Origin of the sequence: Sulfuricurvum sp. (genome assembly GCF_049587615.1) — a bacterium.
In the GTDB taxonomy this organism is placed as follows: domain Bacteria; phylum Campylobacterota; class Campylobacteria; order Campylobacterales; family Sulfurimonadaceae; genus Sulfuricurvum.
In genome coordinates this window covers 30,639-57,221 of record NZ_JBAVEF010000046.1, presented here as the reverse complement: position 1 = coordinate 57,221, position 26,583 = coordinate 30,639, and the positions used below count along the sequence as shown (strand labels likewise).

At 46.6% G+C, this 26,583-nt stretch carries 26 protein-coding genes; 20 read left to right on the top strand and 6 right to left on the bottom strand.

Annotated elements, in window-relative coordinates:
* Positions 1 to 17: 17 nt before the first annotated feature.
* From WB308_RS07880 to WB308_RS07800, 17 genes are all read left to right on the top strand, one after another.
* Positions 18 to 671 carry a GDSL-type esterase/lipase family protein gene (locus WB308_RS07880; protein ID WP_424190663.1) on the top strand — a complete coding sequence of 218 codons (654 nt, stop codon included), beginning with the start codon at positions 18 to 20 and terminating at the stop codon, positions 669 to 671.
* A 143-nt stretch (positions 672 to 814) separates the two neighbouring features.
* Positions 815 to 1,063 carry an RNA-binding S4 domain-containing protein gene (locus WB308_RS07875; protein ID WP_424190661.1) on the top strand — a complete coding sequence of 83 codons (249 nt, stop codon included), beginning with the start codon at positions 815 to 817 and terminating at the stop codon, positions 1,061 to 1,063.
* A complete protein-coding gene (gene trpD / locus WB308_RS07870; protein ID WP_424190659.1) occupies positions 1,060 to 2,040 on the top strand; it encodes an anthranilate phosphoribosyltransferase in 981 nt (326 codons plus the stop codon). Before WB308_RS07875 ends, trpD begins: the two co-directional genes overlap by 4 nt.
* Positions 2,037 to 2,447 (top strand): tRNA (adenosine(37)-N6)-threonylcarbamoyltransferase complex ATPase subunit type 1 TsaE, encoded by a 411-nt coding sequence (tsaE, locus tag WB308_RS07865; protein ID WP_424190657.1) that lies wholly within the window; start codon positions 2,037 to 2,039, stop codon positions 2,445 to 2,447. The genes trpD and tsaE overlap by 4 nt, the downstream gene beginning before the upstream one ends.
* A complete protein-coding gene (lptB, locus tag WB308_RS07860) occupies positions 2,440 to 3,162 on the top strand; it encodes an LPS export ABC transporter ATP-binding protein (protein WP_424190655.1) in 723 nt (240 codons plus the stop codon). Before tsaE ends, lptB begins: the two co-directional genes overlap by 8 nt.
* A gap of 5 nt (positions 3,163 to 3,167) precedes the next feature.
* A complete protein-coding gene (locus WB308_RS07855; protein WP_424190653.1) occupies positions 3,168 to 4,436 on the top strand; it encodes an RNA polymerase factor sigma-54 in 1,269 nt (422 codons plus the stop codon).
* Complete coding sequence (locus tag WB308_RS07850) at positions 4,433 to 5,176, top strand: TIGR02757 family protein (RefSeq protein ID WP_424190651.1); 744 nt, start codon at positions 4,433 to 4,435, stop codon at positions 5,174 to 5,176. The genes WB308_RS07855 and WB308_RS07850 overlap by 4 nt, the downstream gene beginning before the upstream one ends.
* Positions 5,177 to 5,232: 56 nt before the next feature.
* Positions 5,233 to 6,639 (top strand): COG3400 family protein, encoded by a 1,407-nt coding sequence (locus WB308_RS07845; protein WP_424190649.1) that lies wholly within the window; start codon positions 5,233 to 5,235, stop codon positions 6,637 to 6,639.
* A 79-nt stretch (positions 6,640 to 6,718) separates the two neighbouring features.
* The gene (gene aroB, locus WB308_RS07840; protein WP_424190647.1) at positions 6,719 to 7,774 is read left to right on the top strand and encodes a 3-dehydroquinate synthase; all 1,056 of its coding nucleotides are present in this window, start codon (positions 6,719 to 6,721) and stop codon (positions 7,772 to 7,774) included.
* Entirely contained in the window at positions 7,771 to 9,393 is a 1,623-nt protein-coding gene (locus WB308_RS07835; protein ID WP_424190645.1) for a mechanosensitive ion channel domain-containing protein, read from the top strand. The genes aroB and WB308_RS07835 overlap by 4 nt, the downstream gene beginning before the upstream one ends.
* A complete protein-coding gene (mtaB, locus tag WB308_RS07830; RefSeq protein WP_424190643.1) occupies positions 9,390 to 10,637 on the top strand; it encodes a tRNA (N(6)-L-threonylcarbamoyladenosine(37)-C(2))-methylthiotransferase MtaB in 1,248 nt (415 codons plus the stop codon). The genes WB308_RS07835 and mtaB overlap by 4 nt, the downstream gene beginning before the upstream one ends.
* Positions 10,612 to 12,273, top strand: a complete 1,662-nt coding sequence (locus tag WB308_RS07825; protein ID WP_424190641.1) for an AAA family ATPase — start codon at positions 10,612 to 10,614, stop codon at positions 12,271 to 12,273. Before mtaB ends, WB308_RS07825 begins: the two co-directional genes overlap by 26 nt.
* Positions 12,260 to 12,775, top strand: coding sequence for a pimelyl-ACP methyl ester esterase BioV (bioV, locus tag WB308_RS07820; RefSeq protein ID WP_424190639.1), 516 nt, complete (start codon positions 12,260 to 12,262; stop codon positions 12,773 to 12,775). The genes WB308_RS07825 and bioV overlap by 14 nt, the downstream gene beginning before the upstream one ends.
* Positions 12,772 to 13,302 carry a molybdopterin adenylyltransferase gene (mog, locus tag WB308_RS07815; protein WP_424190638.1) on the top strand — a complete coding sequence of 177 codons (531 nt, stop codon included), beginning with the start codon at positions 12,772 to 12,774 and terminating at the stop codon, positions 13,300 to 13,302. Before bioV ends, mog begins: the two co-directional genes overlap by 4 nt.
* A gap of 33 nt (positions 13,303 to 13,335) precedes the next feature.
* On the top strand, positions 13,336 to 13,773 hold the full coding sequence (locus tag WB308_RS07810) for a nucleoside deaminase (RefSeq protein WP_424190636.1): 438 nt from the start codon (positions 13,336 to 13,338) through the stop codon (positions 13,771 to 13,773).
* A complete protein-coding gene (locus WB308_RS07805; protein ID WP_424190634.1) occupies positions 13,770 to 14,639 on the top strand; it encodes a TraB/GumN family protein in 870 nt (289 codons plus the stop codon). The genes WB308_RS07810 and WB308_RS07805 overlap by 4 nt, the downstream gene beginning before the upstream one ends.
* Before the next feature lie 357 nt (positions 14,640 to 14,996).
* The gene (locus tag WB308_RS07800; RefSeq protein ID WP_424190632.1) at positions 14,997 to 16,784 is read left to right on the top strand and encodes an alpha-amylase family glycosyl hydrolase; all 1,788 of its coding nucleotides are present in this window, start codon (positions 14,997 to 14,999) and stop codon (positions 16,782 to 16,784) included.
* Between the two features lie 70 nt (positions 16,785 to 16,854).
* On the opposite strand, the gene WB308_RS07795 is transcribed toward WB308_RS07800, so the two are convergent.
* From WB308_RS07795 to WB308_RS07780, 4 genes are all read right to left on the bottom strand, one after another.
* Positions 16,855 to 17,736 (bottom strand): CoB--CoM heterodisulfide reductase iron-sulfur subunit B family protein, encoded by an 882-nt coding sequence (locus tag WB308_RS07795; protein WP_424190630.1) that lies wholly within the window; start codon positions 17,734 to 17,736, stop codon positions 16,855 to 16,857.
* A 10-nt stretch (positions 17,737 to 17,746) separates the two neighbouring features.
* Complete coding sequence (locus WB308_RS07790) at positions 17,747 to 18,724, bottom strand: succinate dehydrogenase/fumarate reductase iron-sulfur subunit (protein ID WP_424190628.1); 978 nt, start codon at positions 18,722 to 18,724, stop codon at positions 17,747 to 17,749.
* 10 nt (positions 18,725 to 18,734) lie between these two features.
* Complete coding sequence (gene sdhA, locus WB308_RS07785; protein WP_424190626.1) at positions 18,735 to 20,447, bottom strand: succinate dehydrogenase flavoprotein subunit; 1,713 nt, start codon at positions 20,445 to 20,447, stop codon at positions 18,735 to 18,737.
* A 178-nt stretch (positions 20,448 to 20,625) separates the two neighbouring features.
* On the bottom strand, positions 20,626 to 21,816 hold the full coding sequence (locus WB308_RS07780) for a GGDEF domain-containing protein (RefSeq protein ID WP_424190624.1): 1,191 nt from the start codon (positions 21,814 to 21,816) through the stop codon (positions 20,626 to 20,628).
* A gap of 156 nt (positions 21,817 to 21,972) precedes the next feature.
* Between WB308_RS07780 and WB308_RS07775 the strand changes: the two genes are divergently transcribed.
* From WB308_RS07775 to WB308_RS07765, 3 genes are read left to right on the top strand one after another with little or no spacing between them, the layout of a single operon-like run.
* Positions 21,973 to 22,797, top strand: a complete 825-nt coding sequence (locus tag WB308_RS07775; protein ID WP_424190622.1) for a thiamine-phosphate kinase — start codon at positions 21,973 to 21,975, stop codon at positions 22,795 to 22,797.
* Between the two features lie 7 nt (positions 22,798 to 22,804).
* Positions 22,805 to 23,896, top strand: a complete 1,092-nt coding sequence (gene truD, locus WB308_RS07770; RefSeq protein ID WP_424190620.1) for a tRNA pseudouridine(13) synthase TruD — start codon at positions 22,805 to 22,807, stop codon at positions 23,894 to 23,896.
* A gap of 3 nt (positions 23,897 to 23,899) precedes the next feature.
* Entirely contained in the window at positions 23,900 to 24,718 is an 819-nt protein-coding gene (locus tag WB308_RS07765) for a phosphatidylserine decarboxylase (RefSeq protein WP_424190618.1), read from the top strand.
* Between the two features lie 2 nt (positions 24,719 to 24,720).
* On the opposite strand, the gene WB308_RS07760 is transcribed toward WB308_RS07765, so the two are convergent.
* Complete coding sequence (locus WB308_RS07760; RefSeq protein WP_424190616.1) at positions 24,721 to 25,320, bottom strand: hypothetical protein; 600 nt, start codon at positions 25,318 to 25,320, stop codon at positions 24,721 to 24,723.
* Positions 25,321 to 25,373: 53 nt separating this feature from the next.
* A complete protein-coding gene (gene ychF, locus WB308_RS07755) occupies positions 25,374 to 26,474 on the bottom strand; it encodes a redox-regulated ATPase YchF (RefSeq protein WP_424190614.1) in 1,101 nt (366 codons plus the stop codon).
* Positions 26,475 to 26,583: the final 109 nt, after the last annotated feature.

Below are 26,583 nucleotides of genomic sequence, written 5' to 3'. Positions count from 1 at the left end.
TTTTTAAAAAATATTGTGTGGGGAGCGCGATACTTTTTACCCTTGGGTACGGGGTAGCGGTTTGGAAGTATAAAATGTTTCCGTATGAGCCGATACAGCAGCTCAAATACAAAATAATGACCAAAAATAAACACTATCACGAGAGGGTAGAATTTTTCAAACGCTCCAACCCAAAATCTTCGTATGTCATGCTCGGTGATTCGATTACGGAAGAGGGGCATTGGAATGAACTTATGGGGCGGAATGATATTGTAAACAGAGGAATTTCGGGGGATACAACGGCAGGTTTGTTGGATCGAATGGAATACTTGGGCTCTCACCCTAAAATCTGTTTTATTATGATCGGAGTCAATGACCTTTCGCGAGGATTACGTGTCGAAGAGGTTTTTCATAATTATGTCACAATCATCAATACCCTCACGTCCCAAAAAATCACCCCGGTCATTCAAAGCATTTTATTGACCGATCGCCCCGGTCTCAATCCAAAGGTTATCGTGCTGAACCGCAAATTGAAACATTTTGCAAAAAGCAACAAGATACGTTTCATTGATCTCAATAAGAAGCTTGCCCCTGAGGGCGTTTTATTGGATATCTACACGACGGACGGTCAACATTTGAATGCGCAAGGGTATGCCGTATGGGCTGAAATACTTAAAGGGCATATGCCATAACAAAGAAATATTCTACGTCAGAGGGTTGGAAGAAGCAAAGAATCGTGGGTGTGAAAATAGTGGAACAATTTTTGCGCTCTTACCTCTCTTTTAGCTTTCATTACCTACAATAAACACTTCAAACTCAATACTACGGAACCTCTTTGCGAATTGATAAATTTTTAAATGCGGTTAATTTGACCAAACGCCGTGCCGTCGCTCAGGACATGATCGGCGAGGGAGTCGTCTACATCAATGACAAAGCGGTGAAGCCCGCTAAAAACGTCGCCGTCGGGGATATTATTACCCTTGTGTATCTTGAAAAGCAGATGCGTTATGAGGTATTAGCCATACCGACCATGAAATCGACACCGAAATCTCAGCAGCATCTTTACGTCAAGGAGTTGGTATGAATCCCACAAAATCCGATTTTGAAGCACTGTTTGAGCACCGTCTCAGCGATGAGGAGATGCGGGATTTTTTACTCTCTCTGACCCTGAACGAAGCAACGTCATCCTCGATGATCGCTACGGCGGCAGAGGTGATGAAGCGTCACGCCCTTGCACTGAGCGTTGCCCCGGAGCTTAAGGCCAAGCTGATCGATGTTGTCGGGACGGGAGGAGATAAAAGCGGGAGTTTTAATGTCAGCTCCACGGTATCGATCCTCCTCTCCGCCTGCGGAGCCTATGTTGCCAAGCACGGTAACCGCTCGATCACATCTAAATCGGGAAGTGCCGATGTATTGGAACACTTAGGGGTTAAACTCGATCTGAGTCTGGATAAAAGTGCCGCGTTGCTCGAAGAGACCGGATTTACCTTTTTGTTTGCACAGTATCACCATCCGGCAATGAAGTTTATTATGCCGATCCGGCGAAGTATCCCGGAGAAGACCGTTTTTAATATTTTAGGTCCCCTCACCAATCCAGTGGGACTCTCGAAGATTTTGCTGGGAGTGTTTGATGAAATGTTCGTCTCTAAAATGGCCGAAGCGGCGCAAATGGGGGGAATGAAATCGGCGATTGTGGTGAGCTCACGCGAAAAAATGGATGAGATCAGCATCAGCGATATCACGTATGCCGCACGCCTGTATAACGATACGATCGAGTATTTCGAGATCGATCCGCAAAGCTTGGGGATCAAACGGGTACCGTTCGAAGCGATTTTGGGCGGTGATGTGGAAAAGAATGCCATGATTTTCAGAAATGTGCTCAATAACCGTGCTACGGACCCTCAGCGCGATATGGTCCTCATCAATGCGGCCTACGCTCTGATAGCTGACGGAATGGCTCGTGATGTCCAAGAGGGGCTTGAGATGGCCCGTGAAGCTCTTTTGAGCGGCAAAGCGGCAGCCAAGCTGGAGCAAATCGTATCGGTATCGTCCAAACTATGATGAAATTGGGACGGGATCAGTTATCGTCATTATGCGAAATGATGCAAAAGGAACTTCCGAAGGGAGGTGTCATCATTTTACAGGGGGATTTGGCCAGCGGTAAAACAACGCTGACGCAAGCCTTTGCCCGCCATCTTGGGATGGAGGATGCCGTGACGTCACCGACGTTTTCTCTCCAGCAGCGTTATGGCGAACAGCTTTATCACTACGATCTTTACAACTACGGTTTTGAGAAGTTTTTAAGTCTGGGGATGATGGAAGAGCTGGAACGGGAAGGGTATCATCTGATTGAGTGGGGAGACGAGACCCTCATCGGGTGGCTTAAACGTTGCGGGATTGAGACAATTATTTTAAAAATTACCAAATGCGATGAGACGTCGCGATGTTATGAGGTGCAGCGTGCATGAGTTAAAAATTGACCATTTGGTTAAAACGATCAAAAATCATGAAATTGTTCGGGGTATCAGTATGGAACTGCGTACCGGTGAGGTCGTGGGGCTTCTCGGACCGAACGGTGCGGGTAAAACAACAACGTTTTACATGATCTGCGGTCTGATTGAAGCGACGGGGGGGAAGGTATTTATCGACGGTGAGGATGTTTCCAATCTGCCGCTTCATCAAAGATCGCGTATGGGGATAGGGTATTTGCCGCAAGAAGCCTCTATTTTTAAAGACCTTACGGTTGAAGAGAACCTTATTATCGCCGCACAAGCGGGGAAACTCGATAAAGAGACAGCTGAAAAACGGATCGAAGAGTTGCTGGAGATGTTTAACATCGAGCCGATCCGAAACCGTCGCGGGATCAATCTCAGCGGTGGGGAACGCCGTCGTGCCGAAATCGCCCGAGCCCTCGTTAATAAGCCCCGTTTTTTGCTTTTGGATGAGCCGTTTGCCGGGGTTGACCCGATTGCCGTTATGGATATTCAGGGGGTGATTTCGCAACTGGTGGAATACGGAATCGGCGTTTTGATTACCGATCATAATGTCCGTGAAACCTTAGCGGTTTGTGATCGGGCGTATGTTATTAAAAGTGGGGAATTGCTCGCCTCCGGATCGAGTGATGAGATAGCCCATAATGCAGATGTGCGTCAACACTACCTCGGTGAATCGTTCAAGTTTTAGCTTCCATGTTACGGGTAAAAACGAGCGTCGAGCTAAAAAACAAGCTTTCCAACACCCTTCGCAACTGGCTGCCGATCCTTCAATCGAGTCTCAGTGATTTGGGCGAAGCGATGGCTCCGTTTGTCGAAGGAAACCCGCTTATCGATATAAAATCGGGGTATGAGGAGTCTTTTGAATCCAGAATCCCGAAAAAAATTCAATACGGATACGTTCAAAATTCTCACAGCGAAGCGATCGAAGCGCTTACCGTTCAACAAAAGAGTTTGTATGAAGTGCTTGAAGAGCAGATAGAGAGCTCCTTGTTTCCTACCCCGGCATCACGTAAAATTGCTCTGCATATTATCGAGAATCTTGATGAAGGGGGATATTATGAGGGGGAAAGTGAAACGTTTTGCCATGCGGAGGGAATTGATATTAATCAATTTGAAAAAGTTCGTCTCCGCTTTATCCATATCGATCCGGTGGGTATCGGTGCACGAAACGTCGTAGAATCTTTTTTATTTCAACTCGAATCTTCGTCGATCAGCGATAGCGGATACACCCTTGCACGCGAGATGATTTCCCATTTAGAAGAACTGGGGAGTTATCGTAAAGAGGCTTCTTTTGAAGAAGCCATGCGGGTCATCGGCAGTTTCAAAAATCCTCCGGCCATCGATTACATGGAAGACTCGACGCAGGTGATTCCCGACCTCATGATTCATAATGATCCTGAAGAGGGGATCGAGGTGCGGCTGAATGACCGTTATTATCCCAGTGTAACGATTGATGCGGCTTATGGTGTCGATCACCCGTTTGTGCGGGATAAACTCAAAGAAGCCAAAAGCCTTGTTGACGCGTTGGAGATGCGTAAAGCAACGTTGTACAAAGTCGGGTTGATGATTGTCGAATATCAATACGATTTTTTTACCGGCGGTGCGATCAAACCGCTCACCCTCAAAACGTTAGCAGATGAGTTCGGCCATAACCCCTCGACAATTTCCCGTGCGATCGCGAATAAATACATCGCGTGCGATCGGGGGATCTATCCGATGAAAGATTTTTTCACCACCGCGATCGATGAAGATGTTTCCAATGCCGCGATCAAAGAATATGTCAGTGAATTGGTCAAAAACGAATCGCACAAAAAACCCCTCAGTGATATGAAGCTGCTTGAGATGATTCAGGAGAAGTTTAAAATCACGATGGTACGCCGAACCATTGCCAAATACCGCAAACAGCTCAACATAGCCGGATCATCGGAGCGCAAACAGCTGTATTTGTTAGGGCGCTCTTGAAACATCTTAAAGCCTATCTGGATGCTGAGGTCGAAGCCCGGAACCATAAGGACGAATTGTGCGAGGAGCGTCCTGACCCGCTGATGATTGCACGCCGATGTCGGGATGAACATCATGCCCTGACGTGTGCCTTGTTCGCGTATGGGAATGCCAAATCGATCGTCACTTTTTTATCCTCGTTGGAACCGAACTTGATGGATGAAGAGGAGTCGGTTCTGCGGACACGATTGGAGGGGAAATACTACCGTTTTCAAAGTACGGAGGACATCGTCCAATGGTTTCTGACGTTAGGTGCACTCAAAACGCTCGGCGGAGTTCAGAGGGTATTTCAAGAGGGATATGACGCCGACGGGATCGTGGGCGGCGTATCTTTAGTGATTGCGAAACTCTACGATCTGAATCCGTATCGCTCGCAGGGGTATGAGTTTTTGATCGGTAAGCCGATTGTCGCTATCGCCAAGGCATCGGCGATGAAGCGATGGATGATGTACTTGCGGTGGATGGTGCGCCGAAGCGAACTGGATATGGGGTTATGGAATGGGGTGCAGCAAAGCGATTTGATTATGCCGTTGGATACCCATACGTTTAGCGTATCGCGTCGTTTAGGGCTTTTAAAGCGTACTCAATGCGATATGAGAGCGGCAATCGAATTGACTGAAAATCTTAAAAAATTTGATCCGTATGATCCCCTCAAATACGATTTCGCCCTCTATCGGATCGGGCAAGAAAAGTTGCTTTAAACAAATGTGGTACAATCTCACCTCTAAATTGAACACCATAAGAAGTCTGCAGGTTAATGAAAAAAATTTTAATTGTCAGTGACGGAGCTGTCGGTCACCATTACATCGAACGTGTGATCGGCACCTATACCAGTGAAAATCTCTATTATTTTGTCCAGACACAAGAGAATAGTTTTAAAGGTTATAACCCTGCACGGTTCAAATTTTTTCAATTTGATCCTACCAGTTTTTACAAAATTTCCCATTTGCTGAAAATGGATTTTTGGCAGGTTATTCTGGTGATGGAAAACCAGAACGATTTGGAACATACGATCAAGAATATACGTCTGTACAAGCCCTCCATGCGTATCATCGCACTTGATTTATGGAATGCGCTAAGCCCCTGCGACGGTGTCGAATGGGTCAATATGCAAGAGCTGATTGCGGCCAACCTGATCGACTATCTCCCCAATATTCCGGTTCTCGCCAAAAATATCGGATTAGGGTTGGGGGAAATCATGGAAGTCTTGGTCCCTTTCGGGAGTTCGTTCGTTTACCGTCATATCGGTTCGATCGAGCAAAAAAACTGGAAAATCGCAGCCATTTATCGAAACAGGCAGTTGATTATCCCCAGTGACAATAAAATGATTCAACCCAATGATACGCTGGTCGTGGTGGGTGATCCCGGTGTACTTCGTTCAATCTATCGGGCCATTAAACGCGAGCTGGGACAGTTTCCTGCCCCTTTCGGATCAAAAGTGTACCTTTACATCGATATGCGTATCGAAAAACCCTCCGCAATCATGGCCCTGGTCAGACGCAGTATCTATATTCAGAAAAAGCTTCGTCAACCGCTGATTATCAAAGTGATCAATCCCGGCGATATTGACGTTCTCCGGATGATCAAAGCTTCGGTTCAAACGGGAATAACCATTGATATCTGTTACGATGCAAAGCCTGATGAAGGGATGATACTTGATGATATTAAGAAATATCATATCGGTCTCTTCTTGGTTTCCCACAGCGCTTTTGCCAAGAGTTCGATTCGTAAAAAACTTTATGCCGGAAATGTGCCGGTGCTAAAATTGGCTGAACGCTCTTTTTCATCTTTGAAAGAGAGTGTGGTCATTTTAAGTGAAGAGGGGCATATCGAAAATATTTCGACCACCATATTCGACGTCTCGTCCCAGTTCGGGTTTAATCTGGAACTGATCGATTATGCGCATGAAGAGGGGGCTCATAAGGCGGAAGTAATTGAACATTTCAATAACCTTTCGGCCATTTTTTCGAAATCGATCCATGTCGCTGAGCAAGAGGAAAACCCCATTCGAACCCTCTGTGAAAGAGAGAATTTTATGCACGTTTTACCCTTTACGTCTAAAATGTTCATGAACCCGTTGAATACCTTTTTCTCGACCGATCCTGAGGTCCTTTACCGCAAACTCGACCGCTATCACCAACTTTTTATCCCTACGCAAATTTAACCCTTGTCAAGAGGGTTTTAAGTCGTATTTCTGTAATATATAATTCATTACGCAATAACTTAATCTATCAGGTTTTTCTATGACGATTTCTATCAATCTCAAACGTATTATCGATGACTCTTATCCCCTTCATATCGGTCCGTTGCCGGAGATAAATTTTGAGGGTAAGGTTGCTATTTTGACCAATCCGAAAGTGGCGGGGCTTCATTTGCAAACACTTCTGGCTTCTCTCAAAGCCAAAGAGGTTTACATCATCACGATTCCTGACGGCGAGCAGTATAAAACGCTTGCGACGATTGAGAGTGTCTTGGATCGCATGTTTGATCATCGCCTCAATCGCAAATCCCTTTTGATCGCGTTCGGCGGCGGTGTCATAGGCGATATGGGCGGATTTAGTGCAAGTTTGTACAACCGTGGGATCGATTTTATTCAGATTCCGACGACGCTGTTGTCCCAGGTGGATGCAAGTGTCGGAGGGAAAACGGGGGTTAACAACCGTTTCGGAAAAAATTTGATCGGTGCGTTCCACCAGCCTCGCGCCGTCTACATCGATCCGAGCTTTTTACATACCCTCCCTTCGCGTGAATTTGGCGCAGGGGTAGCCGAGATCGTTAAAATGGCGGTGACTTTCAATGCACCGTTTTTTGAGTGGTTGGAAGAGAATGATCTGCGTGATGGGGATAATCTTCAGTATGCCATTGCTAAGGCGGTTGAGACCAAAGCCGGTGTCGTTGAAGAGGATGAAAAAGAGCAGGGGCTTCGGGCCGCTTTGAATTACGGGCATACGTTCGGTCATGTGATCGAAAATGAAACGAAGTACGAAACCTATCTGCACGGGGAGAGTGTCGCGATCGGCATCGTGATGGCCAATGAGCTGGCGTGCGAAGTGGGGCTGATGAGCCGTGCGGAAGCAGAGCGCGTAAAAGCGCTTTTGGGGCGCTACGGTTTGCCGCTCACCTATCCGATCAGCGATGTCGAACGTTTTTACCAAACCTTTTTCCTGGATAAAAAAAGTGCTGACAGCGCGATTACGTTTATCCTTCCCCGCGGAATCGGAGCGGTTGAGATTACCGATACAATCGAAGAAGGAACGGTCAAGAAGGTATTGGCAACATTTAAAGGGATCGGTGCATGAGAAACGCTCGCTTTTTTTTGGCAGCACTGTTTTGTGCGGTTTTAACACTGCATGCCGCAGTCAATGATGAACAACCCCTGCCGGAACAAGCCGTAGAACTCTCCAAAGAGATTGAAATCCAAAAGGCCCAAGAAGAGCTCTCTAAAATTCAAAAAGAGCTGTCGCGGGCCAATAGTATCTGGCTTAAAAGTTATAACTCGTATATGGCGTATCAAGAGTCTCGAAAAAGTCTCAGGGATGTCAAATACCGTATTGAACAGCTTCAGAACCGCGCTCCGAATCTTGAGCGCAAACTCGAAATTGAAGCGCTTCAAGCCAAACAAAAAGTTCTGATCGATCAAATCGAACTCCTGAAAGCGCAGGGGACATCCCCTTTTGTTTCGTTGTTAAAGCCCGATGAAGCCGGGGAACTCCCCTCCATCACCAACCCTTTTGACATCGTAACAGGGCTCTCTTACGTTAAACGGCTCAACAGCCAGTATCATGATTATGTTCTACGGGAAGAGGAGTTACAAGAGCTGATAGCCCTTTTGGAACGCCAAGTCGGTTTGTATAAAGATTTAACCCGACTGAACCCCACCGTCGATTATGAGGTTGAACTCGAAGCGACATTGTTGCAGGTTGAAAAGTTCAAACTCGCCCTCGAAACCCTTATTTCGACCGCCGATGTCTATGAAAAGCGGATAGAATCAACCGAAGCTAAAATCAATAAAGAGGTGAAAGACCAGATTTTCAAATTGCTGAATATCAGCATGATTGTGATTATTCTGTTCTTGATCTCCTTTTTGTTCAAGCGGGTCATTAAACGCTACATCGTCGATAATGAGCGGTTTTATATGGCCAATAAAATTGTGACGTTCATCAATGTGACGCTCATCATTTTAATCCTCCTCTTTAGCTATATCGATAATGTCGGTTATTTTGCAACCGTTCTCGGGTTTGCCTCTGCCGGTTTGGCGATCGCGATGCGGGACTGGTTTATGTCTTTGCTCGGTTGGCTGGTCATTGTCGTCGGAGGGTCAATTCATGTGGGGGATCGTGTCCGCTTCGTGAAAGATGGGATGGAATATGTGGGGGATGTTTTGGACATTTCGATGCAGCGTATTACCATCATGGAAGATGTTACCCTAACCACTGTTGAAACCAACCGCCGTGCGGGACGGATTGTATTCGTCCCGAATAATTATATTTTTACGTCGATGATCGCCAACTATTCGCACGGATCGCTCAAAACGGTTTGGGATGGGATCGATATTATCATCACGTTTGATTCGAACCACAAAAAAGCGGCCCATATTGTGAAAGAAATCTGTCGTAAATATTCGAAAGGATATACCGATATCACCCGAAAACAGATCAACAAACTACGCGATCGATACAGTCTGAAAAACAGTAATGTTGAACCTCGCGTATTTACGTTTATCGAAAGCAACGGAGTAAAAGTAAGTGCGTGGTATTTGACCAACGCGTATGCGACCTTAACGCTTCGCAGTACGATTTCTGCCGATATCGTTGATGCGTTTAATGCCGAGCATGATATAACGATTGCCTACCCGACCCAAACGTTTTATACCGCTCCTATCCCTCCGAAATCACCCTCTCCTATGGATGTCCAATGAAACCTAAAGTTTATTTCAAAACCTTCGGGTGCCGTACCAATGTGTTTGATTCACAGGTAATGATGAGTGCGCTCCGCGATTATGACGTGACGGAAGAGGAAAGCGAAGCGGATATCGTCGTCGTCAATTCGTGTACCGTCACCAACGGAGCCGACGTGAGTGTTCGCGGTTACATCAATCAGATGAATAAGCAGGGGAAAAAGCTTTTTTTGACCGGATGCGGCGCCCATACCAAAGGGGAAAGCCTTTTCGGTACCGGGAAAGTGCAGGGCGTTTTCGGACCCTCAGAGAAGATGAAGATCAATACCCTCCTTTCACAAGAGAGCCGTTTTTATGAGATCGGGGATTTGAACTACATCGATGATGCCATCGTTGATGAGTTCGTTGGGAAATCGCGTGCATTTATCAAGATTCAGGAAGGGTGCAATTTCCGCTGCAGTTACTGCATTATCCCCTATGTGCGCGGTGATGCCCGTAGTATGGATGAAGCTAAAATTTTAGAGCAGGTATCACGGCTCGCTTCCAACGGCTTCGGCGAATTCGTCCTTACCGGGACGAACGTCGGAAGCTACGGGCAGGGAGAAGGGCGAAATATCGCGGAGCTCATGAAGAAAATGTCACTTATTCGGGGAGTTCGCCGTATCCGTGTCGGCTCCTTGGAACCGATTCAGATCAATGAATCATTTCGGGAAATTTTGGATGAGCCGTGGCTGGAGCGCCATCTACATATCGCGATTCAACACAGCTCAGACGCGATGCTTCGGATGATGAACCGTCGGAACCGTCATGCGAGCGATGTTGAGCTGTTCGGTATGCTGAATGCCAAAGGATTTGCCCTTGGGACCGATTTTATTGTCGGCCACCCGGGAGAGAGTGATCCGATCTGGGAAGAGGCGATGGACAATATCCGCTCCCTTAATCTGACTCATATCCATCCATTTACCTATTCTAAGCGCGATGGAACGCCGAGTTCGTTGATGAAACCCGAAGTGAACGGAACCCTCTCGGCGAAAAGGATGTTGGAGCTTAATGCGCTAATCGAGTCCAATAATCGTGCATTTCGAAACAAGATGGCTTCAACGCCGTTGGAAGTATTGGTCGAATCGGCTGAAGGAAATGACTACATGGGGTATGATCAGTTTTACAACAAGGTTATCATCCAATCAAGCGAAGATATCAGCGGTGACTGGATCACGCTGGAAAACTATGAGGTATATGATGAATATAACATGGCCAAATTTTAACCGAAATCAGCTCATCCTTATCGTATCGGGTGGGATAGTTCTCCTCTTACTTCTTTTCGCTTTATTGCGCGACAGCGGCGATACAGTAACGCTTGATGAGGCTACTAAACTCATTCAGAATAACCAAATTGAAAAAGCATTCAGCGATGATGGATATACCTATTTTGCGACTAAAGATAACGGTGTGGTCAAGATTTCTTCGTCGCAGCTCCCCGCTGAGCTTACGGCGCATCTTGTGATTGAACCGAAGGGGGGGAACGGATGGATATGGTTTTTCTTCTTTTTTGCCCTCATTGCCGGAGCGGGATATTGGGCGTGGAAGAGCAAACTCGGATTTGAGGAGGATACACCGGTTGACATTCCTGTAGTTAAATCGGTACCCGAGCCTGAAGCACCCTCATCGAACGTCGCTTCGGTCAAATCAACAGTCCGTTTCAGCGATATCGGCGGTATCGGTGATGTCAAAGAGGAACTCGAAGAGATCATTGACTTTTTACGCAATCCGAAACGGTACTACAGCTTCGGTGCCCGTATGCCTCGCGGTGTTTTGCTAGTAGGCCCTCCGGGGGTCGGAAAAACGATGATCGCCAAAGCGGTTGCCGCCGAAGCGGATGTCCCCTTTTTCTACCAAAGCGGTGCGTCGTTTGTGCAGATTTACGTCGGTATGGGGGCAAAGCGGGTCAGTGAACTCTTCTCTGCCGCCAAGAAAAATGCCCCGGCTATCATCTTTATCGACGAGATTGATGCGGTCGGTAAAAAGCGAGAAGGGGGCCGAAACGATGAACGCGAAGGGACTCTCAATCAGCTTCTCACCGAGATGGACGGGTTTGAAGAGACGAGCGGTATCGTCGTTATTGCCGCAACGAACAACATCGATGTAATGGATGCGGCACTCCTTCGTGCCGGACGGTTTGATCGCCGTATTTTCGTCGAGCTTCCTACCGCATCGGAGCGTGAAGCCATTTTGCAAAAATACCTTCGCCATATCCCCCACGACCTCTCGATTGCCGAAATTGCCAAAATGACGGTCGGATTCAACGGAGCCTCACTCGCGGCATTGGTTAACGAAGCGGCACTACTGTGTATGCGTCAAGCAGAGATACAAGTACGTGCGGAACACTTTATCGCCGTTAAAGACAAAGTGATGTTCGGGAAAAAGAAAATCGCGATGCTGAGTGATGAACAGCGCCGTTATCAGGTTCGCTACCAAGCGGGAAAAGTGTTTGCCGCCACATGGTTTGATCTCCCCTATGAAAAGATCACCCTCACGAACGATGCGATCACCCCACCGACGGCGGAACCGCAGCTGCGCCATGAGATAGAAGCCCATGTCAGGGTTCATTTGGCCGGGATTGCATCCTCACACCTCCGTTTTGGTGAACATGCCAGTAACGCATCGCATGATCTGTCCGTCGCCAAAGATCTCGTTCATGCGATGGTGTACGAATACGGAATGGGAAATACCTTACAGCCTAGCGCGGAGGATGAGTCGCAACTCCTCGATCGTCTTTATCAGGAGATGAGTATTCTGTTGGAGCGGCATGAAAAAATTCTTTCCAAATTTGAAGCGATTCTCGATGAATACGAGCACATATCCAAAGCCCTTGCCAAAGCAACGATGAATGAGATTTTATAGCGGTTTTTCCCTCACGGACGATCAGCATTTTTTTGATCCCCATCTGAAACACAGCGACTACACAGTGGCGGGATTCAGCTACGGAGCGATCAAAGCGGCGCAGTATGCGGCTGAATCACATGAACGGATCGATACCCTCCAGCTCTTTTCCCCCGCATTTTTTCAGACAAAAAAAGAGTCGTTTCGCCGTCTTCAGATGGGGGGATATTTCAAAGATGCCGAACGGTATCTGGAAAATTTTTTGACGAGTTGTTTTGCCCCTTCACCCGTAGCACCGATAACATTAGGAAGCAATAACGCCGAATCGCTTCAAGAACTGCTCTATTTTGAGTGGACACCGGAACTGATGGAGACCATACGAGCCAAAGGGATACGGATAGAGGTCTATTTGGGATTGGAAGACCGGGTGATCGATGTGGAAGGGGCTCGGGAATTTTTTCTCCCTTATGCCACCGTCACCTCCATACGAAGAGGAAATCATTTTTTACAGGAGTCATTATGAGTAGCATCAAGATAGGGGTTATTACCGCCTCAGACCGCGCAAGCGCGGGGATATATGAAGATATTTCAGGAGTTGCGATTCAAGAGACGATGAAAGACTACCTCAAATCGGAACACGAGATCGTTTACCGCTGTATTCCTGACAATCAAGATACGATTGAAGAGACGATGATGGAGTTGTGTGACCGTGAGGGGTGTTGTCTCGTGGTGACTACGGGGGGGACAGGTCCCGCAAAGCGCGATGTGACCCCTGAAGCGACCGAAAACGTCTGCGAGAAGATGATGCCGGGGTTCGGTGAGTTGATGCGGACCGTGAGCCTCAAATACGTCCCTACGGCGATCCTCTCACGACAGACAGCGGGAATTCGAGGCAAATCTTTGATTATCAATCTCCCCGGCAAACCTAAATCGATCCGAGAGTGTTTGGACGCCGTATTTCCCGCCGTACCGTACTGCATCGATTTGATCGAGGGGCCGTATCTGGAGTGCAACGAAGAGGTAATCAAGGCATTTCGGCCGAAACAGTAAAATGAACTGAGCGCAAGCGAGAAGGGGAATACTATGGATGTATTCATGCAAGAAGCGATCCGCGAAGCCCAAAAAGGGAGAGAAGAGGGGGGAATCCCCATCGGATCGGTACTGGTGTATGAAGGTAAGATTATCGGCAGAGGGCACAACCGCCGTATCCAAAAAGGGAGTGCCATTTTGCACGGCGAAATGGACGCGCTGGAAAATGCGGGGCGTTTAAGCACCTCCGTCTATAAAAACTGTACCCTCTACACGACCCTCTCCCCATGCCCGATGTGTTCGGGTGCGATTGCCCTGTACGGTATTCCCCGTGTCGTGATCGGTGAAAACCGTAATTTCATGGGGGAAGAAGAGATGCTCGCATCGCGCGGCGTCACACTGGACATCCTCAACGATCACGATTGTATTGAGATGATGGGCACCTTTATACGGGAACATCCGAAACTGTGGGATGAAGACATCGGAGAATGAAAAGAGGTTTTTTCAAATTTGTTATCCTGTTTTTTCTTTCCGTTTCTTCGCTTTTTGGCGAATCGAGCGTCTGGAAAATCAGTGACGCCAAACATACGATGTATCTCGGTGGAACGATTCATCTTCTCCGCTCTTCGGATTACCCTTTGCCGAGTGAATTTGATAAGGCATATTCCCAGGCGGATTATGTCGTCTTTGAGACCGATTTGGCACGGACACAAAGCGAACTGTTTGCCGCGATGTTGGCACAAAAAATGATTTTGCCCCTGGGGCAAACGCTTGCAAACAAGCTCACTTCAAAAACCTACGCTGAACTCACTTCTTATCTCGCTTCACAACGCTATACCATTAGGATGTTCGATCGATTGGAACCATGGGCGGCGGTACTGACCCTGACACAGTTAAAACTCGCGCAAATGGGGATGGATCAAAGCGGAGTCGATATGCACTACAGCCGACGTGCCCTTAGCGATCATCTGCCGCAGCGTTACCTTGAAACCATCGCAGAACAAATAGATATTATCACGGGGATCGGCGCAGGTGAAGAGGATGTCATGATCCTACAAGCTCTGCATGATATGAAGCAGTTGGATTCAATGATACCATGGATGGTCGAAGAATGGCGGCAGGGCAAAACTGCACGATTGGAACGCGAATTGGTTCAAGATATGAAGAATGAATCCCCAAAAATGTATCAACATATTCTAAAGCAGCGCAACGATCGGTGGAAACCAAAACTGATTGCGATGATGCAAGAGGATAAAATAGGATTCGTATTGATCGGAGCAATGCATCTGCTTGGGGAAGACGGACTGCTTGAGCAGTTTCGGATGTTGGGATATCAGGTTGAACTTTTTAAAGAGTAGAGATGATCGTTTAACCTCAAACGGTGGAAATGCCGATTAGACGGCGTAATATTCCCCCCTCTGTGGTCGGCTGAAAAGGTATCCCTGAAAGGTATTGCATCCCATATCTCTGAGAAGTTCAAACTGTTTGGATATAAGACACCAGCAGAAGTGTTCTTTGATACAATTACGAAATCTTATTCTGTAGCTTGACCGTGTGTTGCACTTACTACTTGAATTGGCGTAATAAAGAACAGACAATTTTGCATTGGCTTTGGCTTTAAGCTCAGGATTGGAATAAAGAGGGAGGAGTAGTTACAAAATAATAATTTATCCGATAAAATGTAGCCCGATCTTAGTCAAAAGAAGAGTTAAACCATGAGTAATGAAACTAAAATCAAGGGGATGGGATCGATTCTGCACGCTCAGGGAGTTGCCTTCCGCGTGTGGGCACCCCATGCAGAACATGTATCCGTTATCGGATCGTTCAACGAATGGGACGCTGCCATGCACCCGATGCAATCTGAGGAAAACGGCTATTGGTACGCAAATGTGGCTGAGGCTCATGCGGATGATCAGTATTTGTTTCTCCTCACAACAGCGGGGGGTGAATTCAAGCGGATCGATCCGTATGCCCGTGAGGTGACAAGCTCCGTCGGCAACGCTATCGTTCACGATACCCGTTTTGACTGGCAGGGGGATGATTTTACCCTCGTACCATGGAATGAACTTGTTATCTACGAATTGCATGTCGGGACGTTCAATGACCAAGAAGAGACTCTCCATCAGGGTGAATTCTCATCGGTATCCGCGCGTCTGGGACATTTGAAAAAACTCGGTATCAATGCGATCCAGATTATGCCGATAGGTGAGTTCGCGGGAGAACGGTCATGGGGGTATAACCCTTCCCAGATTTTTTCGGTAGACGGCGAATACGGAGGGCCGTTGGCGTTTAAACAGTTTGTTAAGCGTGCTCATCAAGAGGGTATTGCGGTGATATTGGACGTTGTGTACAACCACCTTGGCCCCAGCGACCTCGATCTGTGGCAGTTTGACGGCTGGAGCGAAAACGGTCGCGGCGGAATCTATTTTTACAATGATGATCGAGCGATTACTCCATGGGGGGAGACAAGACCCGATTACGGACGGGGAGAGGTTCGTCAGTACCTCTTGGATAATGCCATGATGTGGCTCGATGAGTATCATGTAGACGGCATCCGTTTCGACTGTACCCAATTCATTCGATCTGTCGACGGTTTCGATGTGCAGGAACTTCCTGAGGGGTGGAGCCTGCTTCAGTGGATCAATAGCCAGATTACCCAAAAGTTTCCCGGTCGGATCACAATCGCTGAGGATCTTCAAAATAATAGATGGCTCACCAAAGAAGTCGGAGCCGGCGGAGCCGGATTTGCCTCTCAGTGGGACGCTATGTTTGTCCATCCCATACGTCAAGCGGTGATAACACCCCAAGACGAGCAGCGATCACTCGAAGCCATACGTGATGCCATCTTATACCGCTATAACGATGACGCCTTTGATCGGGTGATTTACAGCGAATCGCATGACGAAGTAGCAAACGGCCATGCTCGTGTACCGCAAGAGATCAACCCGAATGATCCCAAAGGGTGGTACGCACGGAAACGTTCGACATTGGCCGCCGCGATGGTCTTTACCTCCCCCGGTATCCCAATGCTTTTTCAAGGTCAAGAATTCCTAGAGGGGGGATGGTTTCGTGATACGGTTCCTGTTGATTGGGATCAATGTGCTGAGTTTCACGGTATCGTCCGATTGTACCGAGATCTTATACGGTTGCGTTCCAACCGTGAGGGTTTTACACGCGGTTTGTGCGGGCAGTTTACACAGGTGTACCATCTGAACAATGAACGCAAAGTTATTGCATATCATCGCTGGGACAAGGGGGGAACATCGGACGACGTTGTCATCGTTGCTAACTTCTACCATGAGGCACAGAATGACTACGTCATCGGTTTTCCCGCCGAAGGGGCATGGAAACTCCGCTTCAACAGCGATTGGGAAGGGTACAATGACGATTTCGGAAACCATCCAAGTACCGATATTATTGCAAAAGAGGGTGCGTGTGATGGACTCCCCTTTCATGCTTCGGTTTCTATAGGCCCTTACAGCGTAGTGATTTTTTCGCAATGAAAGTCCCGAATAGACAGAGAGGAGAGTAGTGTAGAAGGGTGAGGAGAGAAAACTCTCCTCGGCATGTGTATTAAACGAAATCGACTTTGGTAACGTGGTGTTTGAGACCTAACTCATCGGCACTACAACCAAGAGCTAAACCTATCATCTGTTGCATATGAAGAACCGGAAGTGAAACGTCACGGCCGATAGCAACTGAAGCATGGTGTGTTTGAGTATCGAGTTTGAGGTGACAAAGAGGACAGGGGGTGACCATCCAGTCCGCATTCGCATCCATTGCTCCAGCGACAGCATTACCGGTTAAGATCGCCGCTGTACGAGGTGCTTGAAGTTCAGCATGGAAACCGCAACATTTGTTTTTCTCTTCATAATCAACATTGACACCGCCACACGCGATGATCAAATCATCGAGTGACGTCGGAGTGTACGGGTTTTCATGACCTTTATGCGTTTCATTTTGAAGCTCAGAAGGGCGGATATTGTGACATCCGTAAAACGGAGCGATATTAAATTGGCTTAAAGGTTTTACGACCATCTCTTTAATCTTATCAAGACCGAAATCATCGATAATAGCGTATAGGAAATGGGTGATTTGCGACGTACCTTTGTACTCCAATCCCACTTCGGAGAGTTTTGCGTTCACTTTTGCTTTTAGTTCTGCATTATGATCAAGGCGGTGTTTGGTCATCGCCGTATTGAGCTGACACGTATTACAGATAGTAACCATAGTTAGTCCGTGCTTTTCAGCATAAGCAATATTACGTGCATTGAGTACAAGGGATAGAAAGTCATCATAATCTTGTAGATGTGAAGCGCCACAACATGAAGCTTCAGTCAATTCTACAAGTTCAATCCCAAGCTTTTTTGCCACTGCCAATGTCGACATCATCTGTTCCGGCGTACTCTCTTTTGCGGTACAACCGGTAAAAAGTGCGTATTTTAATTTTTCCATTGAGTACTCCCTAAAACTTTACTGTTGATGAAGATTTGATTAGTTTTTTGATCTCATCTAATTTATCGGCTTTCGGCATATTCCATGGCAATACGATTTTACCTTTGGCAAACATTTTAAGAGCAACCGGAACGTGTTTTAGTACACCGATATTCCCCTCCGAATAACGGACAAGTTCACCCTCATCGAGTAGACCGTGTTTTTCAATCGAGTGGGCAAATCCGACGGCATGGCGGGTAGCGACGTTGTTTTTAGCAATCCCCGCTTCAAATACCATATTGTGAAGTTTGGTGATTTTTTCGATCGGATTGACCTCTTTAGGGCATACCTGCGCACACTCCATACATTTGACACAATCCCAAACCCCTTGGGCCTCTTCGTTTACCACGTGGAGACGTTCAATGGAAGCGTCATCACGGACATCGGCACTGAATCGATAGGCCGCAGCGAATGCCGCAGGTCCGATAAATTCTTCATTGATGGCCAATGCCGGACACGAATAGTGACATGCGCCGCATTGGATACAGTAGTCTGCTTCGAGAAGCTTTTCGGCATCATGAGGGCTGACAAGGTGCTCTTGCGCCGGATGTTCTTCGATTTCGCTCACAAGATACGGTTTAACTTGCGCGTGCTTGTCCCAGAAATCTTTTTTGTCGATGATCAAGTCTTTGATCGCCCGTTTCGTGCTGAGCGGTTCAATCGTGAGTTCGCTTCCGAAAACATTGATCAGATCAAAAAGGCGTGATTTACAGGCCAAAATCCCTTTGCCGTTGACTTTGATCGAGCAGACACCACAAATACCGTGGCGGCAGCTTCGACGATATGACAGGCTTCCGTCGTGATCCCACTTGATACGGTTGAGGATATCGAGGACAACCTCTTCATGGGTTACATCCAAGACATAGGTGTTATAGTAAGGAAGGTAATCGGTCTCTTCATTGAAACGGAAAACTTTAAACGTTACTTGTTGCGATTTTATCGACTCCATACTCTCTCCCTTAATATGATCGTGCTTTGAGTTCATGGCGACCGAGGGTTACATCCATGTAGTCAAGCTTGATTTCACCGTTTTCATCCATGTACGCCATGGTGTGTTTCAAGAAATTTTCATCATCACGTGTCGGGAAGTCTTCACGAAAGTGAGCGCCGCGGCTCTCTTTGCGATCCAACGCACTCGCAACAATAAAGAGGGAATAATCGAGCATATGACCGAATTCGATTGCTTCTTGGAGTTCGGTATTGAAAATTTTTGATTTATCGGCAATACGAATGTTTTTATAACGGTTGCGCAAATCTTTCAAAATTTCCATTTGTGCACTCAATGTTTCTGCGGTTCGGAAAACGCCGGCATTATCGCTCATTGATTGCTGAAGCTCTTCACGAAGTGCGGGTACCGATTCTTGGCCGTTATTGGTCAAGACCCAGTTCATCTCTTCGATCATATGCGCTGCATCGGCTTCCGTTGCTTGGTGCAATGTGATGCTGTCGACTTCATCCACCATCGTTTTACCGACAAAACGGCCAAATAACAAGGCTTCAAGAACCGAGTTTGCGCCCAAGCGGTTTGCACCGTGGACAGACGAACATGAACATTCGCCTGCGGCGTAGAATCCCTCGACGAACTCGGAATTGTTTTTACGAACGTGTCCGTGTTTGTCCATCGGGATACCGCCCATAGAATAGTGGGCTGTTGCCGAGATCAAAATCGGCTCTTTAATCATATCAAGACCGAGGAAAGTGATCGCAAGGTCACGAAGCTCCGGAAGACGTTCCATGATTTTCTCTTTACCCAAATGAACAAGATCGATGTAAACGGCGTCTTTGCGAGGACCGACACCGCGTCCTTCACGGATCTCTTGGATGATCGCACGGGCTACAACGTCGCGTGATGCGAGTTCCATTGCATTCGGTGCATATTTTTCCATAAAACGCTCACCGAGTGAGTTGAGGAGTTTGCCCCCTTCACCGCGAGCTGCTTCGGAGATCAAAACACCGTTTCCTGAAAGTCCCGATGGATGAAATTGGACGAATTCCATATCTTCGAGAGGAAGGCCGTGGCGCGCTACAAGTGAAAGTCCATCACCGGTGTTTGCATGGGCGTTGGAATTGATTTTAAAGGCACGTGCGTATCCGCCCGTTGCGAACATAACGGCTTTTGCATTGAAAATCGCTTTCTCAGAGTTACGAATGTTATAGGCACTTACGCCATATACTTTTCCTTCATTATACAAAAGGTCAGCAACGTACCACTCATCCCAAAATTCGACACCTTCACGAAACGCTTGCTCGTAAATGGTTTGAAGGAGAGTAAGACCAGTGCGGTCTTTTGCAAAACAGGCACGCGGTGATGATTGTCCACCAAATGGGCGTTGAGCAATAGACCCGTCCTCGTTACGGCTGAATGCCGCTCCCATACGCTCTACCCACCGGATTGTTTCAGGTGCTTTTTCACACATAAACTGCACAACGTCTTGATCCGCAAGATAATCGGATCCTTTAACGGTGTCGAACTCATGAAGTTCAACGCTGTCAGCATCACTAAACGCTGCGTTAATACCACCTTGAGCAGCACCGGAGTGACTGCGTAATGGATGTAATTTCGTGACAACGGCAACTTTTTTACCGGCTTTTTGCAACTCGCGAGCTGCGGCACATCCGGCTAAACCAGCTCCGACAATAACCGCATCATAAGTATAAATGGGAATACTCATACGCCTTCCTTGTTGATAAAATCTGTGGACGATTATAGCGCGCCGCTCCTTGGGTAAGATTAAAAAGGGTTATAGGGGGCTCTAGGGGCTTAAACTCTCCATTATTGTCCAAAATGGTAACAATAAAGGAAAATTATTCCACTCTATGTGAGTGGAAAAGTTACATTGTGGTGAGGGACTATCGATAGGAGTTGGAGAGATCACGTAGTTGAACGATACAATTTCCCCCGTTTTCTTTGGCATTTTCAATCAACTGGAGGGCTTGCTGCACCCCCTCATCAATTGTTTTTACCGGAGGTTTGAGCAAGAAGCCGGCACTTAAGGTGATTTTGATAGGCCCTTGTGCCGTAGTGAAACTCGACTCTTTAACCGATTGAATGATTTTTTCGCACTCTTCGAAAGCGGTTTTTTTGCTGCTGCGGGACATAAGAAAAATAAGACGATCGTCGTCCATATGGGCAATAACATCAAGGGGCTGTTCATACATTGTGAACATTTCGCCGAGTTTGTTAAAGAGATTCTTTAAATCCTCTTTGGAAAGGGTGTTGATAAGGGTAGCATAGCGGTCGATTTCAAACAGGGCGAGAAATACGGTATTGCCTGCTTTTCCCGCTTTTTTTGCATTGAAAGCGTTTATAAGCCCTTTTTCATTATTAAGTCCGCTTAAGGGGTTGAGGAGATTTGGGTTGAGCGAATCTTGGGAAGATTTTCGCAGTCGTTTGAGGAGAAAATCTATTTCTTGGGTTGCTATGACTTTCCGTGTGCCGTCGGTGTCAACCGAACACGCTTTATGAATATCGCGGTAAATTTGATCAAGACGATAGCGATACAAAAGAAAGACAAGCAAGCCGGCCATCACTACCACGAGGGCGATCATTTTAGCGGTATCAATCGATTCTTGAATGAGGTGGATCTGGTAGTCTGTCATCCGATCAATATCGGTGAGGTAAGCCGTACGTGCGTTTAGCATCCGCGCACGCGAAGATTTTTCGGATATGGCAAGTGATTCAGACCAGATGAGGGCATTGTCGCGGAAGGCTTCAGACGATACCACTAAAGAGCGTAAAAGAGATGCCTGCTCTTCGTTTGAATTGATGAATGAATCCAAAAAGGCCTCTTTCCCTGAGACTTTAACGGAGAGTTCAATCTCGGACAGGGCACCGTTAATCATAATAGAGGCCATTTTTGGGTCACTTAAATCGGTATTGATAATCTTATTGATTAAAAGATGCTGATTTTTGAGAGCTCCCAAACGCTCCGAATATTGCGATAGATAAAAAAGTTGAAGGGTAAGGATAAAAACACCGATGCCAAGAAACAGCAATGCATTTTTAAGGTTAAAAAAGACTTTTCGTATTGAAATCAGCATAATTCTCCTTTACTATGATCCATAATTGGTACAAAATTAACAAAAGGCAATTCTATCACTACTCTTGTCAATAGTGTTGATATTTAACACAACCGTAATCCGATTTTGTCTATAATAATAGCATTTTTCACAACAGTTAGAGAACGGACAGAGGGTTTGAACGCAGAAAACTATTTTATTTCCACTTTCACTTCTGCGGGAACGCACATCGGAGATGATGGGGCGTGCGTAGGCCAATGGGTCTATAGCAAGGATGTTTTTTTTGAAAATGTCCATTTTAAACGGACGTGGCTGAGCCCGTATCAGATCGGATATAAAGCGATGATTGTGAACATCTCGGATGCGATTGCTATGAATGCGACCCCTGCGTATGCATTACTGGGAGTCGCAATGCCAAAATCGATCTCATTGCATCAGATGGATGAACTTTCACGCGGTATACGTGCAGCGGCATCGGAGTACGGGATCGAGATTATAGGCGGAGATACGATTAGTAACTCCAAACTCGATCTCTCCATTACGATTATCTCTCAAGCAAAGAACCCCTTATTGCGACGGGGGCTAAAAAAGGGCGATATCATCGCGTATACGGGAACGATCGGGAAATCGGCAAGAGATTTACGCTATCTGCTAAGCGGAGGGAAAGTACATACGAAAAGCCGATTTGTGGCTCCGAAGCTGCGTCAGGGATTCGTTTCCGATGCCCGTCCTTATCTGCGATGCGGTATGGATCTTTCGGATGGTCTGTGCAGTGACATCGAAAAGCTATCCCGTGCGAATCGGCTGGGAATCCAATGGGATAAAAAGATATCCAAAAGAGGTAAATGCAGCGGGGAAGAATATGAGATGCTGATTGCGTTTTCGCCGCGCCGCCTTGAGACGATTCGCCGTATTGCCGCACGTACGCGAACGACGATCACCCCTGTTGCGCACGCTGTGCGCGGAAGTTATACGAGCCGCTGTAAGCGTCATCATTTTTAGGAGTTTCATGGAACGTCAATATTATCTTCCTCATAGTCCAATCGAGTTTCATTTTCGACAAAGTCCGCGCGATTTCGTTGTCGATGAGATACCTTTGTACCCTTTTAGCGGTGAAGGGGAACATTTGGTACTGCATGTCCGTAAAAAAAATCTCTCCACATGGCAGATGATCGATGTTTTCAGCAACCATCTGGGGATCAAAGGGCGTGACATCGGTTATGCCGGGCTTAAAGACAAAAATGCCCAAACCAAACAGTATATTTCTCTTCCACGCAAATTTGAAGGGGTTTTGGAAAACTTTGAGCATGAGGGGATCAAAATCCTCGAAAAAACGTATCACAATAATAAAATCCGTGTCGGTCATCTGAAAGGAAACCGTTTTTTCATCCGCCTCAAAAAAGTGAATCCGACCGCAGCGGTGAAAATTCAAGAAGCCCTCAAAATGATCAAAAAACAGGGGATGCCGAACTATTTCGGATTTCAGCGTTTCGGTCTAGACGGCGAGAATTATAAAAAGGGGGAGGCGATTTTGGCCGGAAGCCTCAAAGAACGCAATAAAAAATTGGCGCAGTTTTACGTCAATTCCTATCAGAGCTATCTGTTTAACGATTGGCTGAGCCGTCGGATTCAGATATCTAAACTCGTAGAGAGTTTTGGAGTCGATGAGCTCAGTACCGTGTTGCCTTTCCCTAAAGAGGAACTCGAAGCGATGAAAGCCCAAAAACATCCGTTCAAGCTGATCCACGGGGATGTGATGATGCACTATCCCTACGGGAAGATTTTTCATTATGAAAGTTCTGAAGAGGTTGAACGATTTTCAAAACGCGATATTTCAGTGAGCGGGCTATTAAGCGGCAAGCGAGCCACCCGCGCTGTGGGGCTGGCGGAGACGATCGAAAAAGAGTATGACACCATCACGAGCGGAATCGACGGTGCCCGACGATACGGATGGATTTTTCCCGAAGAGATCGAGGGGGAGTACAAAGAGAACGATGCATGGTTTGAGCTTCATTTTACCCTCCCCAAAGGGTGTTATGCCACCGTATTGATCGAAGAGATCGCCAAAAGACCAATTCAAACCGATGAAACTCAGGAGTAATTTTTGAAACAACATATCACCTCTGCTATCTCCCAAACCTTTGGCCGTTTTGCTTCAAAAAAACATGGGAAAACTTTTCAAAAAATGATCAATCGGACTTATGTCCGGGCGATGGGTTTGGATATGGGCGAATTTGACGCTCCCGAAACCTATCCGACCCTCAATGCCCTTTTCACCCGAAAATTTCGACAGATGCGGAGTTTTTCAACCGATCCACTCGATATGATCAGCCCATGTGATTCGCTTATCACTGCGTGTGGAACGATCGAAGAGGATCTGGCATTGCAGATCAAAGGGATGCGTTACAGCGTCGATGGCGTGTTGGGTGATGGGATATCCAGTGAGTCTAAAAAAAGTATCCACAACGGGGTATTTATCAACTTTTACCTCTCTCCGCGTGATTATCACCGCTATCATGCTCCGATCGATATGCAGGTACTTCATGCCATCCATATCCCCGGTAAACTTTATCCGGTCAACATCCCCTCTCTTAAAAAACAGATGAACCTCTTTATCGAAAACGAACGGGTCGTTTTGGAGTGTTTAAGTCGTGAAGGGAAACATTTTTTTCTCATTTTAGTCGGAGCGCTGAATGTCGGTGAGATGGAGGTGAGTTTTGAACCTCGTATCCGAACGAATACGGTTCTTACGCCAAGCCAATACAGCTATGAAAACCTCCATTTGAAGAAGGGGGATGATTTCGGGTGCTTTCGTATGGGTTCAACGATTGTCATGCTGTGTGAGAACGGTATGCTCGACCTCGCTCTCTCCAGCGGAGAGAATGTCAAGTTTGCGCAAACGATTGCCCGTCTGAAATCTTAAAATTAAAAACTATTCATCTGAAGGCGGACATGTAAATGCCCCCCCTCTTCGATAATTTCAAGATTGCTATCCATCGGCGGATGCAGTTTTCTCAAAACCCCTTGGATGGAGTGAAAAACATGAGAATGGATACGAAGAATAGGGGCTTTTATATACGAAATTTTCCGATCATGGATGATCTTTGCCAATGTCGTGATACCGCTGTAGTAAACCGTTTTATTAATGGAACGCGGGATGCGGTAATTTCGAAGCAGTTCGAGATTTTTGATTAAAACGTCACGATCTTCTTCACATAGCAGACAATTTTCTTCCGCCCGTTTAATTTCATCATCGATTTCAGATTGAATCGTATTTTCACGCTCAGTAATGGTTTCATTCAGGAGAGGATCGTATTTTTGCATTAATGAGAAGATGTTGTGCGCATCATGGCTGCTGTAGGTTACGGTTGCAACGTAAGGTTTGTCCTCAAGGTATTCGTGATCCAAAGCCTTGATCAATTCAACGACAAAACCAAAATAGATAAACTTATCTTCTTTATTGGGATCAAATTTAATTCCGTGGGCTGAAATCAGAGGCTTTGGGCCAGCATAGTGAAGAGTCATAAATCATCCCTTCTAAGAATGCTATCCCCTGAAAAGAGGGGACGCTTTTCTAATTATACATTAAATCTAAAGTGCATAATATCACCATCTTGCACAATATATTCTTTCCCTTCCAAACGCATTTTTCCCGCTTCTTTGGATTTGGCTTCGCCACCGCATGTTACGAAGTCTTCGTATCCGATCACTTCGGCACGGATAAATCCTTTTTCAAAGTCGTTGTGGATGACGGCCGCCGCTTTCGGAGCGGTCGTGTTTTTGCGGATTGTCCATGCACGTACTTCTTTCACTCCGGCGGTAAAATAGCTCATGAGTCCGAGTTTGTCAAACCCTTTGCGGATGATTTGCTCTAATCCTGATTCTTCCACACCCATATCGCGCAAGAACTCATCGCGCTCATCGTCTTCCATCCCGACTAGCTCTTCTTCGATTTTGGCACAGAGTTTGATCACCTCACATCCGTGTTTCGCGGCGTGCTCACGAAGACGCTGAACGTATTCGTTGTCTTCGGTGAGACCGTCTTCATCGACGTTGGCACCGTACATGATCTCTTTTGCACTCAACATACGCACTTCATTGTTGAGTTTTTCGAACATTTCGCTCTCGTATTTCGGAAAATTGCGGGCAAGGTTTCCCTCCGCCAAAAACTCCGCCAACTCTTCGGCAAAGACTACCATAGCTGCCGCATCTTTTTCGTTTTTCGCCTGTTTTTTGAGACGCTCTATTCGGTTGGTCAATACTTCGATATCGGCGAAGATCAGTTCGTTTTCGATGATCTCGACGTCGAGAAGGGGATCGATGCGCCCTTCGGTATGGACGATGTTGTCATCTTCGAAACAGCGGACGATTTGTAAAATAACTTCCGTTTCGCGGATATTGGAGAGGAATTTGTTCCCCAACCCTTCCCCTTTGCTCGCCCCTTTGACGAGACCGGCGATGTCTACGAAATCGAGGGTAGAGTGTTGAATCCGCTCAGGGTTTACGATTTTGGCGAGTTCGGTCAAACGGATATCGGGAACCGGAACGGTTGCTTTGTTCGGTTCGATCGTACAAAACGGATAGTTTGCCGCTTCGGCGTTTTGTGCTTTGGTAAGCGCGTTAAAAGTGGTTGATTTTCCGACGTTTGGTAGTCCTACGAGTCCGATTGATAAGCCCATTGAGTGTTTCCTTATAGTGTTTCGATGCGTAAAGTATTGTTGCAATTATACAGCAGGGTTGTTGATAGGGGACTGAGGGGAATAACGAGAAAAATAGATGATGTAATAT